Below are 16,646 nucleotides of genomic sequence, written 5' to 3' on the forward strand. Positions count from 1 at the left end.
AACCTTTCACTATAAACGTCGCACCCGATACATTAAGTATAAGAAATAAGGGGCACCAATAATGGCGACGACTACTCCAGCTGGCATGCCACTCGGTTGAATGAGTGTTTGTCCAATCGTATCTGAAATAATAAGTAATATTCCCCCTATCATCATCGCGAGCGGAAGAAAACTTTGATGTCTCGGTCCAATGATGGTTCTTGCAATATGAGGGCCCATAAGTCCAATAAATCCAATGGCACCAGCAACAGAAACTGCAACAGAGGATAATAATACCGCAATCACTACTAAAATAAGACGTTGACGATTTAAAGAAATCCCTAAACCGCGCGCTACAAGATCATCTGTGCTTAGAATGTTTAAAACTTCTGCTTGATAGAGAATAATGGGAATCATCACTACAAGCCATGGCAGAAACGCCCACACAAATGGCCACGTATCTCCCCAAATATTTCCAGCAAGCCAAGTAGATATAAATTCAGATTGACTTTTATCGAACGTAGAGATGATGGTGAGTGCGCCTCCAGAAAGTGCGGCTGATAAGCCAATACCGACTAAAACCATACTTGCGGGGGATAATCCTTGATCTCCTTGATAACTGAAATAGAAAATAAATACCGTCACTACGATGCCCCCAATTAAACTCACTATAGGAAGCATATAAACAAAATCATCGGCTTTAACGTGGCCAATGGCTATAAATAATGCAATGGCAAAGCCACTCCCCGCATTGATGCCTAAAATGCCTGGTTCAGCTAGAGGATTACGTGTAATACTTTGCAGAATCGCCCCACTTAAACTTAAAGCAATTCCAGCAAATAAGGTAATCAGTAAACGTGGCAAACGAAATTCGACAAGTATAAGTTCGGAGGCCCCATCGCCTAATCCTAAAAAAGTTTGCCCGATTTCTTTTAAGGTTAATGGGTACTCACCTACCATGAGGTTGACCATCATCGATAATACTAATATGATTGCGCCTATCCCTATTGCGAGACGACGTTTTTTCTTAACTTTTTCTTCAATCAATTGAGACGCCCCCCTTTCTTAATCAAATATAAGAAGAAAGGTACACCAATAAACGAAATGATGGCACTCATTGGCGTTTCCCCGAGGAGTCGCGCTAAAATATCAGCCACTAGAACAAGCGTACCTCCAAAAAGAGCTGAAAGGGGTAATATTTTTTCATATTCGGTTCCAATTAAAAAGCGCACTAAATGCGGGATAATCAAACCCACAAATGCAATTTGGCCAACCATTGCTACTGAAATCCCTGCGAGCAACATCGTTAACAACAGGGCACTGAGACTGATGATTTTCGTATTTTGGCCAAGCCCTTTAGCGATTGATTCCCCTAAACTTAGTATGGTCAATTGTCGCCGCATCAACATCAACAAAATAATGACAACTAGAATTAACGGCACACTGATATACAGGTGTTGCCAAGTCGTACTGGAAATCCCACCTGCATTCCAAAAATTGATGGATTGATTTAATCTAAAAAATAACGCGATGCCCTGACTCAATGCGGTTAACAAAGCACTTACCGCTGCACCAGCTAAAATGAGACGCATCGGATTAAATCCATCGCGTCTCGAATTACCTATAGTTAAAACTAAAGTTCCTCCGAAAATTGCACCGGCAAAACTGATTAAAATTAAAACTAAAAAAGGGGCGCCTGGAAGAAGAGCAAACGCGCATGCTAAAGCAAAAGCAGCCCCTGCATTCAAACCGATTAAACTTGGATCGGCAAGTCCATTTTTAGTGACACCTTGAATCACAGCACCTGATACAGCTAACGCCATACCGACCATCACTGCACCAATATCTCGGGGCAATCGAATTTCAACGATAACGTTATGTGCTTGGTTTGAAGGGTCATATTGGAGGATAGCTTGCCCAATTGTTTTAAGATCAACATGCGCTTCTCCAACAATAATTGACACAATAAAAGCAAAGAGTAATAACACGATGCCTAGCAACATATATCGTGTAAAATGGCTTTTTTTATGAGTTTTCCTTTGGACATTACTTTCTTTCGGCATCACTTTATTTTACCTTTTCATAGTGTTTGCATAATAAGTTATATGTGACGAGCATAGGTTTACCCGTACGTGGGTCAGTACTTAATTCAGCATCAATATTGAAAACTTCTTCGAGGATTTCGTTCGTCAATACTTCATGTGTTTCACCTTGTTTGACAATGTCACCTTTTTTCATCGTAATTAAATAATCTGAGAAACGAATCGCTTGGTTGATGTCGTGAAGCACCATGACAATGGTTGTCCCGTGTTCTTCATTTAATGATTGTACTAATTCTAAAATTTCAAGCTGATGTGAGATATCTAAATACGTCGTAGGTTCATCAAGAAATATAATATCTGTTTTTTGTGCAAGTGCCATAGCAATCCATACACGTTGACGTTGGCCCCCACTCAAATCATTCACCGCGCGATGTTTGAAATCATAAGTACCTGTGACACGCATTGCCCATTCAATCTCTTGCTTATCTTCATCTGACAAACGTCCAAATCCTTTTTGGTGTGGAAATCGCCCATAAGAGACCAATTCTCCTGCTGTTAGCCCATCTGCAACATCAGGGGATTGTGGGAGAATGGCGATTTTTTTGGCAATCTCTTTTGTTGATTGTGACTGAATATTTTTACCATCTAAGAAAACCTCGCCACTTTTTGTCGCTAACAATCGAGATAATGCTTTTAATAAGGTAGACTTACCGCACCCGTTTGGCCCAATAATAGAAGTAATTTTCCCATCAGGGATCGCAACATCTAAATTGTCGACGATTACGCGCTCTCCGTAACCTATTGTGACTTCTTTTCCTGTTAATCTACTCATTCTCATCCTTCTTTCTACGCTTCCACCGATTGAGCGTCATTTCTAATCTATATTAAAGTATATCTACATTTCTAATTGAGAATCATTTTCATGTCTGTACATTATATCATTTTTTAACATGCTTTTCTATTTGAAAATGATAAACAAAAATAAGAGCGGTATTGAAATATATCGCTCTCCTAAAGCTAAAAGCCATCAAAATTTACCCTTAGATAAATTCTGATGGCTATTTGATACAACTTATTTCAGTAAAAAGTGTCAGTAGATAACTCATTAATCCTCTACTAAAAATCCATTTCCATAAACATCACGCACATCATGCACCACTACAAAAGCATTTTTATCTATTTGACGAATGAGTCGTTTCGTACGTGAAAGTTGCGTTTTACTTATGACAGCATAAAGGACATCTGTTTCTTGTTTTGAAAAATAACCACGACCATTTAAAATTGTGACGCCTCGCCCGATATCTTCATCAATCATTTTCGCCACACGATCGGGTTCTTTGGAAATGATAGTGACTGCTTTTTTAGGATTTAAACCTTCGATGACGAAGTCAATCACTTTTGTGCCGATATATAAACTAATGAGCGTCACTAATACACGGTCTAAAGGAATCACTGTGAGTGAAATCAACACTACAATCACATCGAAAAAGAGCAATGCGTACGGTGTACTAACATCTAAATATTTGTTCGCAATTCCTGCAAGTATCGTTGTTCCTGCTGTTGTTCCCCCCGCAAGAATGATGATTCCAATCCCTAAGCCTACAGCTGAACCGCCAAATATCGCGTTCACCAAAATATTATCTGTTTGCACATGCCATGGCTCTGTTAAACTCAAGAAAATCGAAATTAGCACCGTCGCTAAAATCGTCAAGTACATGCTTCGTTTACTTAAAAATTTATACCCCACTGCAATTAGCACAGCATTGACAATAAAGTTTGTCCAAGCGGGTGAGATATGAAAAGCATAATATAAAATAATTGCTAAACCAGTGACGCCCCCTTCTCCAAGGTCGCCTGAAATTACAAATGCATTAACACCTGCTGCAAAAATGAAACTGCCGATAATAACCAAAATAATATCTCTAATTGTTCTTTTCACACCGACATCCCCCTTTTTTAATCTATCGTTGTAACATAGTCATATTATCACAATTTATTCACAATTCGTACCCTATCAACAATAAAGAAGAGACAAGCCACGGCCAATTTAATAGAATGAATAATAATAAACAGTGTCCCTAAAAATAAACTCCTACTTCTATTTAGAAATATATTCTCTTTAGTCTCTAGTAAATAAGAATTCACTTGATGAAGATTGACTAATCCCTTATATACAAGTTATTTCTAAGCTCGCGCAAATAAATTTTAAAAATTTCTGAATATTTAGTTTACTTATAGGGTGTCTTTATGTATAATAAGAATTACCTTATTTGTTGCAAAGCAACAAGAGGCCATCTCCTTTGTGTTGTTTATAGTAAGAGAGATTTTTGCTCGTAGGTTGATATTTTGCTCGAGTATCAACCCAATTATTCATTTCCCGTCAAGGCAGTTCGGCAACAGCTGAGCTGCCTTCTTTATATGAAAAAACAGCCCTCAAAGCTTTTAACTTTGGAGCTGTTAACACAACCGAAGTTGGCATCATCTCTATTTTTTACCAAGCAAACAAGCCTACAAAACCTGCTGTCAGTAACGATACCAAAATACCTGCCAATAACATCATTGGAACATATTTCGACACAAAATCCGAAGTCGATTCTTTAACAATCCCTTTTAATGTACCGATAATCATCCCTACTGTCGAGAAGTTAGCAAATGAAATTAAGAACGTCGAAATAATAGCACGTCGGTGTGGATCATAATTTTGCACCTCGCCCATAATTTCTCCCATGACGACAAATTCATTTGTCACAATTTTTTTAGCCATTTGTTGTGCCACAATCCATGCCTCATCAAATGGTAGACCGAGTAACAATGCGAAAGGATACATAAATACACCAAGAATTTGGTCTAAACCGATACTGCCTTTAATATGGAATAAAGAAGCAATACCACCAGAGATTAAATTAATGAGTCGATCAGCTAATTCTGCTAAGGCTACAAAACTAATGACGAATGCAATAATAATTAAAACCAGTTTTCCAGCATTTAAAACGGAATCTCCTAAAAATGAGAAGAAGGGTTGACGCTTTTCATTTGTACGTAATTCAAAAATAACATCTTCATCCGCTTCGATATGTATTGGATTCAAAATAGAAGATACAATCATTGCATTAATAATATTTAATGGAATGGCCGTCAATACAAGTTCTCCTGGCAACATCGTCACGTATGCGCCTACAATAGCTCCTGACACAGAACTCATGGACATCATTGCAATTGTGAGCACCCGCGCATCATTAATGCGTTTTACTTGCTCACTAGAAACCGCGATGGCTTCAGTATTTCCTAAAAACATCATTTCAATCCCAAAAAAAGCTTCGAACTTGGGTTGACGTGTGATTTTCGCTAATACCCAACCAATACCACGCATAAAGAATGGAAGTATTCTTAAATACATAAGAACATCAAACAAAGGGACAACTAAAAGAATCGGAAATAACGCAGCGACAGCCATGTCCATTTGCTTTGTTGTCGTCCAACTTTTAAAGGCAAATCCCACTCCAGAGAATGCCGCATCAATGACCCAGGAAATACCTGCAGCAGCATATTCAACCACTTTCGTTCCTGCGGGGAAGTAAACAAAAAACCATGCGAGAAGTAAATTCAGTAAGACTAAGATGCCTATTGAACCCCATTGTATATTTTTTCGATCTCTCGAGAACAATGCGGCAACACCCATAAATACAATTAATCCAATTATGTTGATAATTAAATACATAGGTTGAAACCCTATCCTTTCTCTGTTTTTAACACTTCAAGTATACCACGTGCCCTTAACGGTGAGAATAACTTTTTACATCGCTTTCTCTCCCTACACACCAAGCCAAATATCACTATTTATCGAAAATATTAAACGTTTTCAGTCAAACGCATAAAAAACACTCTTGTCACTAAATTTCCACACTAAAACTATTGTTAAAAAGTGTCAACGCGTATATAATTTTATTGAAAATGATTATCATTAACATTTATGGAATAGGTGATTTTAATGACACATGTGGCTGACGCTCAAATCGGCATTAATTATAGAGTAACGACACTTGATATGAACAATTCAAATTTAAAGCATCGTTTACGTGCTTTAGGTTGTATTGAAGGGTGTCAATTGCAAGTTCATCAAAAAGGATTATTCAAAGGCCCTTGTACAATTAATATTAACGGCCAACATATCTCTATCCGTCATTGTGATGCATGTAAAATTTGTCTGGAGCACTGCTATGAATAACGCATACTGTATTTTAGGAAACCCAAATGTCGGTAAAACTTCCCTTTTTAATGCGTTAACAGGCTCGTACGATTATGTAGGCAACTGGAGCGGTGTTACTGTTGAAAAAAAAGTTGGACAACTGAAAGCGCACTCTGGGCGTTTGATTGATTTGCCTGGCATTTACGACCTCGTCCCCATTTCCCGTGATGAAACGGTGGTTACTGACTACCTTATTCACGAGACGTTTGATGGGATGATTAATATTATTGATGCTGCTCAAATCAAGCGAAACTTTAATTTAACTATTCAATTACTAGAGTTTGGCGCACCGTTGCTTATCGGTTTGAATATGGTGGATGTTGCGAGTCAGCGTGGCATTCAAATCGATTACCAAAAATTAATGCGCAAATTACACCTCCCTATCATTCCAGTGATTGCTAGAACTGGAAAAGGGAGTACAGAAATGCTCAACGCTTTAAAAGATCATCATTTGTCACCACAACGTCCCTTAATCATTCAGTATGGGGAACACATAGAATCACTTATTAAAGAAATCATCGCATGTATTCCAAAAGACTATCCGCTTGCAAGTAAGCATCATCGCTTTATCGCTATTCAATACATCTTAGACAATCCATCCGTTAAAGCCTCTTTTGACGCTGCAACACGAGAAGCATTTAATAACTGCATGACGGCTTTTCACCGTACACATAATATAGATATTGAGCGAGAAATTCTGGCTACTCGTCAAAATTACATCGAAGGGTTGTTGAGTGATGTCGTTACCTATCCTAAAACAACAAAACATCACCTTACTGAACGTATCGATGCTTTATTAACACATAAAGTGTTAGGAATTCCTATCTTTTTAGGATTTATGTGGCTCATTTTCCAAATTACATTTACATGGATTGGAACGCCACTCTCTGATCAACTCGACGCATTTTTCGGCGGACCGTTAACCGATTTTGCGACAAAAGTAATGACTTCATTAGGTATTTATGCGCCGATTCAAGCGCTTGTAACAGACGGCATTATTGCTGGTGTAGGGGGCGTACTCGTCTTTGTCCCGCAAATTTTAGTATTATTTTTCTTTATCTCTCTGTTAGAGGATTCTGGTTATATGGCGCGCATAGCCGTCATTATGGATCGAATTATGGAGAATTTTGGTTTAAACGGAAAATCTTTTATTCCCATGATTATCGGGTTCGGTTGTAATGTTCCCGGCATCATGGCTGCTCGGAGTATTGAAGAAGAAAAAGAGCGCCTGACCACCATCTTAATCACGCCTTTCATGTCATGTTCAGCGCGCCTTCCTGTTTATGGTTTGTTTGTGGCTGTATTTTTTGCCCAACATCAAGCGCTTATCGTCTTAAGCCTTTATGTTCTTGGCATTGTCGCTGCATTAGTCGTCAGTTATATTTTGTCTAAAACGATACTGAAAAAAGATACGTCGATTTTTGTTGTTGAGCTCCCACCTTATCGCATGCCATCTATCAAGACGTTATGGCGTAGTACGTGGGAAAAAGGAAAAGGGTTTGTTAAAAAAGCGGGTACTTTTATTTTTGCGGGTTCTGTCATTATTTGGATATTAAATTATGCAGGTCCAAATGGCTTAGACGTGCCTGTCAATGAAAGCTTTTTGCATGCTATCGGTACAACCCTTGCCCCACTCTTAACACCGTTAGGTTTTGACAGTTGGCAAGCCGCTGCAACATTAATTCCAGGTTTTCTTGCCAAAGAAGTCATTGTGAGTGCGATGGCCATTATTTATGCGGTCAATGATAACGCCTTAGTCTCTATGATTTCATCACATTTCACAGCATTATCTGCTTATAGTTTTATGGTGTTCATTTTACTTTACACACCTTGCTTAGCAACAGTCGCTGCTATTCGTAAAGAAACAACGTCATGGAAATGGACCCTACTTGCGGTAACCTATCCTGTCACGATTGCCTATGTGCTTTCATTTATTGTCTATCAAGTGGGTTCACTTATTTTTTAGGAGGTGATACGATGACACTCGTCATCAATATCTTATTTGTACTCGTCATCATCAGTTATTCTGCCTATGTCCTTACGCGTTATTTTAAGAAATCTAAAAAAGGACAATGTAGCGCATGTGATATGAACGAAGGTTGCCAAACAAATCACTTGCCAAAACATCTCCAAAATTAAAGAAAGGTGGCATTGCCTTGTTGCATCAAACAAGGGCAATGACCACCTTTTTAATGTGTGGTTAAGTTTTGTGTTTCTACAAAATGTTGATATTTTTCATGCGTTTGCATTAACTCTTCGTGTTTACCTACGCCTGTGACACGTCCTTGATCTAGGAAAATGATTTGACCTGCCTTTTTAATTGTAGATAAACGATGGGCAATCACGACTGTTGTCCGATTTTCCATTAAGATATCTAATGCTTCTTGGATTTTACGTTCACTCTCGCTATCTAAGTTGGCTGTGGCTTCATCCAATAATAAAATATCTGGATCTTTCACAAAACTTCTCGCAATATCAATACGTTGACGTTGGCCTCCTGATAATTTTAAGCCACGCTCTCCAACAATCGTATCATAACCTTGTTCGAAGCTTGAAATAAATTCATGACAATTGGCAAGTTTAGCATAATGTTCAAGTTCTTCTTGTGAGACTTCTCGCTCTATTCCGTAAAGCATATTTTCACGAATAGTGCCATTCATCATGGCATTCGATTGCATCACATAACCAATTTTACGGCGCCAGTCACTCAAACTAATATCATAAATAGATTGTTGGTTATATTTAATATCACCGGTTTCAATTTCATACATACGTTCGATTAAACTGAATAACGTACTCTTCCCAGAACCAGAGGGCCCAACGAATGCCGTTACAGCTCCTCGTTGAATATTAAACGATACGTCATTTAATACAGGCTTAACCTCATATCGGAATGACACATGTTCAAACGTCAAGTCACCGTGGGCAAGGTGATAGGCATTATTTTTCGGTTCAATGGCTTCCAGAGGTTCATGTAATATTTCATAAATTCGACTGCTCGCACCGACCGCTTTTTTATAGTCTGTAGCTAATGTCGATAAATTGATTAATGGGACTGATAAATTAAGCACATAAAAAATCATTGCCACGAGCGTCCCTGCTGATATTGCACCAGATGAAATACGCAATCCTCCAAAACCAAGAATCATACCAATCGTAATCAGCATAATAATACCTGAAATAGGTTGAATAATCGCAGCTATTTTCGCTTGTTTTAGCCCTAATTTATAGATTTCATCTAAGTTGAAACGTGCTTTTTCTAATTCATAATGCTCCGTATTCGATACTTTTACAAGTCGCATTTCTGTTAAAACACGGCCTAATAGACCACTAAAATTAGCTATTTCATTTTGCGTATTCGTCGAAATTTTTTGCATAATCTTACCTAGTGGCGTAATGATCAGTGCAAAAATAGGAATAGTAATAAATGTGAGTAAGGTCATTTGCCAGTCTAAAATGAAAAGCATGACTAAGGAACCTATCACTGTAATGACAGATGGAAAAAAGCCTGGTAATTTTTGCGAAATAAAATCATTAATCACTTTTGTATCATCTGTTAGACGACTCATCAATTGTCCACTTTCATTTTTATCAAAAAATGGCATTTTCAAATGAATGATGTGTCGCCATAATACTGAGCGAATCGCATAAATCATTTTTTCGCCAATTTTATTTAATAAATAATATCCTAAACCGCTTAGTATCGCATTCATTAAAAAGACACCCACAAGAATTGCGATAAATGACGGATTAATTGTCGTTATCGTAAATTTATCTACTAATCGTCCAGTAAAAAGAGGGACGAGTAGACCTGTTAAACTCCCCAATGAGGCAATCATAACTGCAATAATAATCAAACCCACTGGCCATGAAATTTTTTTTAGTAAATAGATAAGTGGATTCTCTTTTTTCATAAATTCGTACCTCTTCAATCGTTTTTACTTGTGGTGACTTATCTGTGTCACGCAGTATTCTAACCCTCTTTTATAGCATCGCTCTAATCACGGTTTTTTTCTCACTCGGTGATAAGACATCCGATTAATATGTAGAAATGTCTCACTCCATTATTTTCAAACTACACCTTTAGATGCATACATCTCACAAAAAACTGTGGTAAAATAGAATTTCAGTTGTTCCAAACAAAAGTTTGAAGATGTTTGAAGGAGTGCGTATGAAAAAAGTAATTCTGAGTATTTTAGTTGTATTCTTCGCTACAACTATTATAACACCTTTTACTAAAGCGAATACAGTGACACCTGTAGATATCGCGAATCAATATGGGTATTCGGTCGGTTATGGCTTTCAACCTGAGGGACTCATTAACATTAGTGAAACAGGCCAAATCCTTTATCAATACCAAGATCAACAAAAATGGTACCCCGCTTCAATGACCAAGCTGATGACGATGTACCTCACGTTACAAGCAGTAAAATCGGGTGACTTAAGCCTTGATGACACTATCAAAATCACCGATGAACATTATAGAATGTCTACATTGCCAGAATTAAGCAATACAAAGCTCTATCCTGGAGAAACCTATACCATCGCAGAATTACTCCAAATTACCGTTTCAGCCTCCAGTAATGCCGCCTCGTTAATTCTTGCGAAAAAAGTATCTGGATCAACATCAAAATTTGTAGATGACATGAACCAAACTGCGAAAGATCTTGGCATGTCAAAAACGCATTTCGTTAATCCAACAGGTGCTGAAAACTATCGTTTACAAGAATTTGCGCCTAAGAAATATAAGAATGAGATGTCGTCAATGACCTCTCCTCACGATTATGCTATCTTGGCTTTACATACTGTCAAAGACACACCTAAGATATTAGATTTCACTAAGCAAATTGCACCGACTCAGCACGGGGTCACTTATTACACATTCAATGACCTACTTGAGGGTGGCAATATGAGTCTCCAAGGTACAGATGGTTTAAAAACTGGCTCAAGTGATCTTGCGGATTACAACAATTCTCTTACCACAAAACGTGGTAAATTCCGGATATTCCATATTATTATGGGCGCTGGAGATTATAAAAATCTCGGTGGTGAAAAGGAACGCAACATGATGAGTGCAAGTACCATTAATGCTGCTTTTGATCAATATGATTATAAAAAAGTCTTAGCCAAAGGTGAACACAAAATTAATGGAAAAGCTTATTATGTGACTGAAGACTTGTATGATGTTGTACCTAAAGGAATGACAAAACCCTACCGCTTTGTCATTGAAAAAGGTGAAGTTCATTTAGAATACGATCGACAGTTTATTTCTAAAGCGTATGGGCCACCTACAGTCACTGTAGAAAAACCAATAGTACATCAATCAAAATCATTTGTTGTGAGTTCTTGGAAAGATCATCCTATTCTCACCTCACTAGGATTGCTCTTTTTAATAGGGTTTTTATCAGTCATCATTTATTATCTACTCTTTTTAACTTTTAATCGCCGAAAATAACCGAATCTCAAAATATTAAAATAACGGATTGGGGGAGTCCCCCAATCCGTTATTTTGCGTCTTTGCCGTATAATTCTTTTTTAATTTGAGTAGTCGATATTCCTTCGGTACGTTTAAGGTAAATCACTTCACATTTGTCTTTGAGAAAGTCAAATTCGCCTTCCCAATCGTGACCCATCACAAAAGTATCAATTTCGTACTTTTCAACGTCGGTTTCTTTTTGACCCCAATCATTCTCTGGAATCACAAGGTCTACATAACGAATCGATTCTAACATCATTTTTCGTTGCTCATAATTATAATAAGACTTTTTATTTTTGATTCGATTAAACTCATCACTCGAAAGTGCAACTACGAGATAATCTCCCATTTCTCTTGCACGACGCAGTAATTCGATATGTCCATAGTGTAAAAGATCATACGTTCCATAAGTAATGACACGTTTCACGTTTACACCTCCTTAATATTTTTAATATGAGCTTAACATATGACCAAAGTATAGCACGCACGTCTAAGAGATACAATTCAAAATCTATATATTAGAGACTATACTCAAGTTTTAAAGGCTAATGGTCATCATGTTCGTTGAAATTAAATTTTTGTTAGTCGGTCTACATAAATAGCAATCTGATTTAACGTGGATTGTTTATTATACGTATGCCAATCTTCAAAAAGCGGTTGGAGGTCCTCAGATTCAAGACGACGATAGATGTCCTCTTCTCGATAGACCTTATAAGAGGTAGGGATATCATAAAAATAACGATTTAAGCCTCTCACTTTTTCATACGCTTGTTCGTCATAGACATAGAATAATGTCGGCGTTTGAATAAGGCTTGCTTCAATAGGTAAAGAACTATAATCAGAAATAATTACATCAGCAAGAACAATCAAATCAAAAATAGATAATCCATAATCCTCCGATAAGATATGTGTTGCTGGATGATAACGTGTTAACAGAAGATACTCCGGCATATTTTTTTCGAAGGCCTCTTTATTTAAGATTCGGTTGGTCATGCCTTCTTCTCGATAAGTCGGCAAATAGACGGCCACTTTTCGCTCTATCCCTAATTGCGCTCTAAGTTGGGTTTTTCGTGCGTCAGTATCTGTTTGAAAATACCTGGACATTCTCGGAACTCCAAAATTTACAAGCTGCTCATAATTTGCGTGAAAAGCGTTTTGAAAGCACGTAGCCATTTGGGCACAGCCTACAAGATATTTATCGGTTGTGGCATACACCTTTTGATATTGCTTGACACTTAAAACTTTGTCCTGATTGACCGCATGGTCTTCGAAACCAAATTGTTTTAACGCCCCTGCGGCATGCCAAGTCTGTATGACGGTTTGTCCTTTTTTCTTTTTAAATCCTGCCATAAATGCATATAAATTATCTATAAAAATAACTTTAGCACCTGCCATTGCGTATAATTGATGGCATATATTCATTTGATGAAGTTCATGGATGAGGACCCCATCTATTTGTTTTAACGCCTCAAGGTGTTGTCTTTTAGCAAATACAGTGACATGAAAGCCGCGCTCATTTAATTTTTGAATGACAGGTAATGTGTCTTCTTTAAAAGTCATTAAAACTACTATTTGTTTGGTATTGATATTCCTATTCTGAACAAAAAGCATTAAAAAACGAATCATTATGATGTACACTTCTTTGAACCAATAACGTAGCATTTTTAACACCGCCTTATAAGATTTGTTTATAGAAAAAAGCTGGACAACTCGTGCGCCAGCCTTTGAGAAATTATAATCCATCAATGACTGGGGGATATGCGTTTACCTCGCTCATCCACCCCTAGTCATTGATGACATTAGAAGATGCTCTTACCTCTAAGTAAGATTCTTTGTCTCAATTACATAAAATCTGCAAAATGATCTCTGTAGCGCATATGCAACATCGACCCAACAACAAAGAATACTACTGCAACAAATACATTATATAAAGCGAGTTCCCAGTGCTCAATAAAATACCACTCATGGAATAATATTGCGGCACGATAACTCTCTGCAATGAAATAAATTGGATTATACATCATAATCTTTTCTGGCAAAGACCCTGGTTTGGGTACCCAAAGAATTGGGGATGCATAGAAAAGAACCCTTAATAAAGCTTGCATTGCCATTTGCGTATCTCTCACAAGTACCCCTAACGTTGAAGTGAGCAACGCAATGGACATTGTAATAAAATAAGCAAAAGGAATATATATTAACAATTGGACAATATAAATTGAAGGGGGCACGCCCGCAATCATACACAATACCACAATGGCAAATACGAGTACGAGATGTCCATACAATTTACTCGTCACAATGTACGTAGGAATGATCGACAAGGGAAAATTCATTTTTGCCACTTGACCATATTTCATCGTAATCGATTTTGTCCCTTCTAAAATACCTTGGTTGATAAAGAACCACATGCTAATCCCAACGAGTAACCAGTATATAAACGGCACACCATCAATAGGATGGTTGCTACGAATTCCAAATCCAAACACAAACCAATAAACCATGATTTGAATAATAGGGTTAATAATCTCCCACGCTAACCCTAAATAGTTATTATGATTTGTAATTTTTAGTTGGAACTGTGCTAAACGTTGAATGAGATAAAAACTCGTCACGTGCTCTTTTAGCACGGTTAAGACAGACTTCATAACTGACCACGCTTTCACATACGACAACATTTGATCGTCAAACTAAAAATAACCTCCCACTTTATTTAAAGTTTGACCCATCCGTATCTATCGCATATTCTTTAATTGAAATAACTCATAGTTTTCAGTAAAATTAATACATTGTATCCTTAAATAATTTACAATAGCTTTACAAAATTAACAACTACTTAGTAATATGATTATAATCTAAAATTATAGTAGGTTGAAGTCAAACTGACAAAGATTTATACAATGATTTGTTAAATTTCACTATTCGGACATGATAACCCTATGAAACCATACTTACCCCATTCATGTTAGAATAAGATGCATCACACTTCAAATTATCATCAAATACTCAGTCAAAGAGATATAAACTTTTAGTTAGGAATGTTGAATTATGAAACCAACGGTAAACATTGAACATGTGACAAAAGAATACCGTATCTATCGCAATAATAAAGAGCGCATCAAAGACGCTTTATGGCCAAAACATAAAAATAAAACTTTTTACGCTTTAAAAGATGTGTCTATTCAAGCCTATGCAGGCGATGTTATTGGACTCGTCGGCATTAACGGATCAGGAAAATCAACTTTAAGCAACATGATTGGTGGCTCTTTAACCCCCACACACGGTCATATTGATAAAGTCGGTGATGTCAGCGTCATTGCGATTAATGCGGGTCTTAACGGTAATCTCACTGGCCTTGAAAATATCGAATTTAAAATGTTGTGCATGGGCTTTAATAAACATCAAATCAAAGCGCTCACACCTCAAATTGTTGAATTTAGTGAACTCGGCGAATTCATTTATCAGCCCGTCAAAAAATATTCAAGCGGAATGCGCTCTAAACTCGGCTTTTCAATCAGTGTCACCATTGATCCAGAAATTCTTGTCATTGATGAAGCGCTCTCTGTAGGCGACCAAACGTTCACTCAAAAAAGTTTAAAAAAAATATACGAATTTAAAGAAGCAGACAAAACCATCTTTTTTGTGAGCCACAATCTTCGTCAAGTCCGTGATTTTTGTACTAAAATTGCATGGATTGAAGCAGGACAATTAAAAGATTTTGGTTCTGTTGATGAAATATTACCAAAGTATGAAGCATTCCTAAAAGCGTTTAAGAAAAAATCTGTTGCAGAACAAAAAGCATTTAGAAAACAGTTAGATGAACATCGCTTTGAAATAAAGTAAGACCTAGCAAGTATGTGGTATCTCGCTTCTCTAGATTGCATCCACACACCATACTCCACCTTATGTAATCAACTTTACCCTATTAAACAGTGAAACATACATCTTAACTCTTAAAAAAACGTATTTCCGAACGTTGTATTCGGAAATACGTTTTTATACTTTAAAATACTTTTGTTTAAGCACAGCAAATAAAAATTTAGGAATACGTTTAAAGCGATGAATACGTTTAATGTCTGTAATACCTCTGTACACCCATTCTAAATTGAGCGCTCGCCAAATGTACGGCGCACGTTTAACTTCACCACTAAATACGTCAATTGAGCCTCCAACCCCCATCATCATTGTGTGATCAAAGTGATGACGATTGTGTTGAATCCATTGTTCTTGTTTAGGATAACCCATGCCTACAAATATAAAATCCGGATTAAAATCACGAATTGTATCTACCACTTCAGCATCAGCAATATCAATAAATCCATGATGCGTTTGAATCTCCAAATTTGGGTATTGACGCTTTATCCGACGCGCTGCTTTCTCAACAACAGGCGATGTTGCGCCAAGTAAAAATACTTTTCGGTGTTCAATATCCGCAATATCTAAACATTGCTCCATGACTTCAATACCTGGCACCCGCTCTTGTAATGGATGTCCTAAGATTTTAGCCGCCTTTACAATCCCTGTGCCATCTGGAATGATATAATCCGCTTTCGTAATAATGTTTTGGTACATCGGTTCTTCAGAAGCATAATGCACAATTTCTGGATTCGCCGTCACTACAAATAGATTATGTGGCGTAGGCGTATGCATGTAGCGTAAAATATTTTCGCGCATATCTAATAATGTGACGTTATCAAACTGAATATCTAGCACTTGAACTTGCGCTTTCACTTTTTCAAGTGGATATGACTGCTGCGTTGATTCCATTTCATGACTAGGAAAAGAGCGCTCACTTTGTATCTCTGGCAACACTTTTGCCATAGTCTCACCTTCATTCTCTTGATTTTTACATCAGATTTACATACCATTTATGTAACTTTAACACATTTTACACTTAAATCAAGTT

Annotated in this window: 15 protein-coding genes; 5 read left to right on the plus strand and 10 right to left on the minus strand. The window is 37.3% G+C overall.

Annotation, left to right across the window (positions count from 1 at the left end; genetic code table 11):
• Positions 1-9: 9 nt before the first annotated feature.
• From PYW36_RS09655 to PYW36_RS09675, 5 genes are all read right to left on the minus strand, one after another.
• Positions 10-1,026 (minus strand): FecCD family ABC transporter permease, encoded by a 1,017-nt coding sequence (locus tag PYW36_RS09655; protein ID WP_165806210.1) that lies wholly within the window; start codon positions 1,024-1,026, stop codon positions 10-12.
• The gene (locus tag PYW36_RS09660; RefSeq protein ID WP_051604946.1) at positions 1,023-1,982 is read right to left on the minus strand and encodes a FecCD family ABC transporter permease; all 960 of its coding nucleotides are present in this window, start codon (positions 1,980-1,982) and stop codon (positions 1,023-1,025) included. The genes PYW36_RS09655 and PYW36_RS09660 overlap by 4 nt, the downstream gene beginning before the upstream one ends.
• A 64-nt stretch (positions 1,983-2,046) precedes the next feature.
• On the minus strand, positions 2,047-2,853 hold the full coding sequence (locus tag PYW36_RS09665; protein ID WP_103159326.1) for an ABC transporter ATP-binding protein: 807 nt from the start codon (positions 2,851-2,853) through the stop codon (positions 2,047-2,049).
• 273 nt (positions 2,854-3,126) lie between these two features.
• Positions 3,127-3,960, minus strand: a complete 834-nt coding sequence (locus tag PYW36_RS09670; protein WP_037572705.1) for a YitT family protein — start codon at positions 3,958-3,960, stop codon at positions 3,127-3,129.
• A 552-nt stretch (positions 3,961-4,512) separates the two neighbouring features.
• Entirely contained in the window at positions 4,513-5,739 is a 1,227-nt protein-coding gene (locus PYW36_RS09675; RefSeq protein ID WP_103159325.1) for a NupC/NupG family nucleoside CNT transporter, read from the minus strand.
• Between the two features lie 270 nt (positions 5,740-6,009).
• Between PYW36_RS09675 and PYW36_RS09680 the strand changes: the two genes are divergently transcribed.
• Genes PYW36_RS09680 through PYW36_RS09690 form a run of 3 tightly spaced genes read left to right on the plus strand, consistent with a single transcriptional unit; the run spans position 6,010 to position 8,406 of the window.
• On the plus strand, positions 6,010-6,246 hold the full coding sequence (locus tag PYW36_RS09680) for a FeoA family protein (RefSeq protein ID WP_103159324.1): 237 nt from the start codon (positions 6,010-6,012) through the stop codon (positions 6,244-6,246).
• The gene (feoB, locus tag PYW36_RS09685; protein WP_103159323.1) at positions 6,239-8,233 is read left to right on the plus strand and encodes a ferrous iron transport protein B; all 1,995 of its coding nucleotides are present in this window, start codon (positions 6,239-6,241) and stop codon (positions 8,231-8,233) included. Before PYW36_RS09680 ends, feoB begins: the two co-directional genes overlap by 8 nt.
• A gap of 11 nt (positions 8,234-8,244) precedes the next feature.
• Positions 8,245-8,406, plus strand: a complete 162-nt coding sequence (locus tag PYW36_RS09690; RefSeq protein ID WP_037572717.1) for a FeoB-associated Cys-rich membrane protein — start codon at positions 8,245-8,247, stop codon at positions 8,404-8,406.
• Between the two features lie 50 nt (positions 8,407-8,456).
• Here PYW36_RS09690 and PYW36_RS09695 read toward each other — a convergent pair whose 3' ends face one another.
• Positions 8,457-10,181 (minus strand): ABC transporter ATP-binding protein, encoded by a 1,725-nt coding sequence (locus tag PYW36_RS09695; protein WP_037572719.1) that lies wholly within the window; start codon positions 10,179-10,181, stop codon positions 8,457-8,459.
• A gap of 257 nt (positions 10,182-10,438) precedes the next feature.
• Here PYW36_RS09695 and pbp4 point away from each other — a divergent pair, with 257 nt between their 5' ends.
• On the plus strand, positions 10,439-11,722 hold the full coding sequence (gene pbp4, locus PYW36_RS09700) for a penicillin-binding protein PBP4 (protein WP_103159322.1): 1,284 nt from the start codon (positions 10,439-10,441) through the stop codon (positions 11,720-11,722).
• Between the two features lie 49 nt (positions 11,723-11,771).
• Here the strand turns inward: pbp4 and tagD are convergent, their stop codons facing one another.
• The 3 genes from tagD to PYW36_RS09715 form a co-directional block, all read right to left on the minus strand.
• Positions 11,772-12,170, minus strand: coding sequence for a glycerol-3-phosphate cytidylyltransferase (gene tagD / locus PYW36_RS09705; protein WP_037572723.1), 399 nt, complete (start codon positions 12,168-12,170; stop codon positions 11,772-11,774).
• Positions 12,171-12,313: 143 nt separating this feature from the next.
• Positions 12,314-13,405, minus strand: coding sequence for a teichoic acid glycerol-phosphate primase TarB (tarB, locus tag PYW36_RS09710; protein WP_103159321.1), 1,092 nt, complete (start codon positions 13,403-13,405; stop codon positions 12,314-12,316).
• Positions 13,406-13,584: 179 nt separating this feature from the next.
• Positions 13,585-14,388 (minus strand): ABC transporter permease, encoded by an 804-nt coding sequence (locus PYW36_RS09715; protein WP_037573082.1) that lies wholly within the window; start codon positions 14,386-14,388, stop codon positions 13,585-13,587.
• A gap of 400 nt (positions 14,389-14,788) precedes the next feature.
• Between PYW36_RS09715 and tagH the strand changes: the two genes are divergently transcribed.
• Positions 14,789-15,583 carry a teichoic acids export ABC transporter ATP-binding subunit TagH gene (gene tagH / locus PYW36_RS09720; protein ID WP_037572727.1) on the plus strand — a complete coding sequence of 265 codons (795 nt, stop codon included), beginning with the start codon at positions 14,789-14,791 and terminating at the stop codon, positions 15,581-15,583.
• A gap of 153 nt (positions 15,584-15,736) precedes the next feature.
• Here the strand turns inward: tagH and tarA are convergent, their stop codons facing one another.
• Positions 15,737-16,507 carry an N-acetylglucosaminyldiphosphoundecaprenol N-acetyl-beta-D-mannosaminyltransferase TarA gene (gene tarA / locus PYW36_RS09725; protein ID WP_037573084.1) on the minus strand — a complete coding sequence of 257 codons (771 nt, stop codon included), beginning with the start codon at positions 16,505-16,507 and terminating at the stop codon, positions 15,737-15,739.
• Positions 16,508-16,646: the final 139 nt, after the last annotated feature.

This window comes from Staphylococcus chromogenes (genome assembly GCF_029024625.1).
Taxonomy (GTDB): domain Bacteria; phylum Bacillota; class Bacilli; order Staphylococcales; family Staphylococcaceae; genus Staphylococcus; species Staphylococcus chromogenes.

Excerpts from the sequence above, each read along its gene's own strand:
- tarB (WP_103159321.1), bottom strand. The coding sequence starts at position 13,405 with ATGCTACGTTATTGGTTCAAAGAAGTGTACATCATAATGATTCGTTTT.
- PYW36_RS09695 (WP_037572719.1), bottom strand. The coding sequence starts at position 10,181 with ATGAAAAAAGAGAATCCACTTATCTATTTACTAAAAAAAATTTCATGG.
- PYW36_RS09665 (WP_103159326.1), bottom strand. The coding sequence starts at position 2,853 with ATGAGTAGATTAACAGGAAAAGAAGTCACAATAGGTTACGGAGAGCGC.
- feoB (WP_103159323.1), top strand. The coding sequence starts at position 6,239 with ATGAATAACGCATACTGTATTTTAGGAAACCCAAATGTCGGTAAAACT.
- PYW36_RS09675 (WP_103159325.1), bottom strand. The coding sequence starts at position 5,739 with ATGTATTTAATTATCAACATAATTGGATTAATTGTATTTATGGGTGTT.
- tarA (WP_037573084.1), bottom strand. The coding sequence starts at position 16,507 with ATGGAATCAACGCAGCAGTCATATCCACTTGAAAAAGTGAAAGCGCAA.
- PYW36_RS09715 (WP_037573082.1), bottom strand. The coding sequence starts at position 14,388 with ATGAAGTCTGTCTTAACCGTGCTAAAAGAGCACGTGACGAGTTTTTAT.
- pbp4 (WP_103159322.1), top strand. The coding sequence starts at position 10,439 with ATGAAAAAAGTAATTCTGAGTATTTTAGTTGTATTCTTCGCTACAACT.
- PYW36_RS09680 (WP_103159324.1), top strand. The coding sequence starts at position 6,010 with ATGACACATGTGGCTGACGCTCAAATCGGCATTAATTATAGAGTAACG.
- tagH (WP_037572727.1), top strand. The coding sequence starts at position 14,789 with ATGAAACCAACGGTAAACATTGAACATGTGACAAAAGAATACCGTATC.
- PYW36_RS09660 (WP_051604946.1), bottom strand. The coding sequence starts at position 1,982 with ATGTTGCTAGGCATCGTGTTATTACTCTTTGCTTTTATTGTGTCAATT.
- PYW36_RS09690 (WP_037572717.1), top strand. The coding sequence starts at position 8,245 with ATGACACTCGTCATCAATATCTTATTTGTACTCGTCATCATCAGTTAT.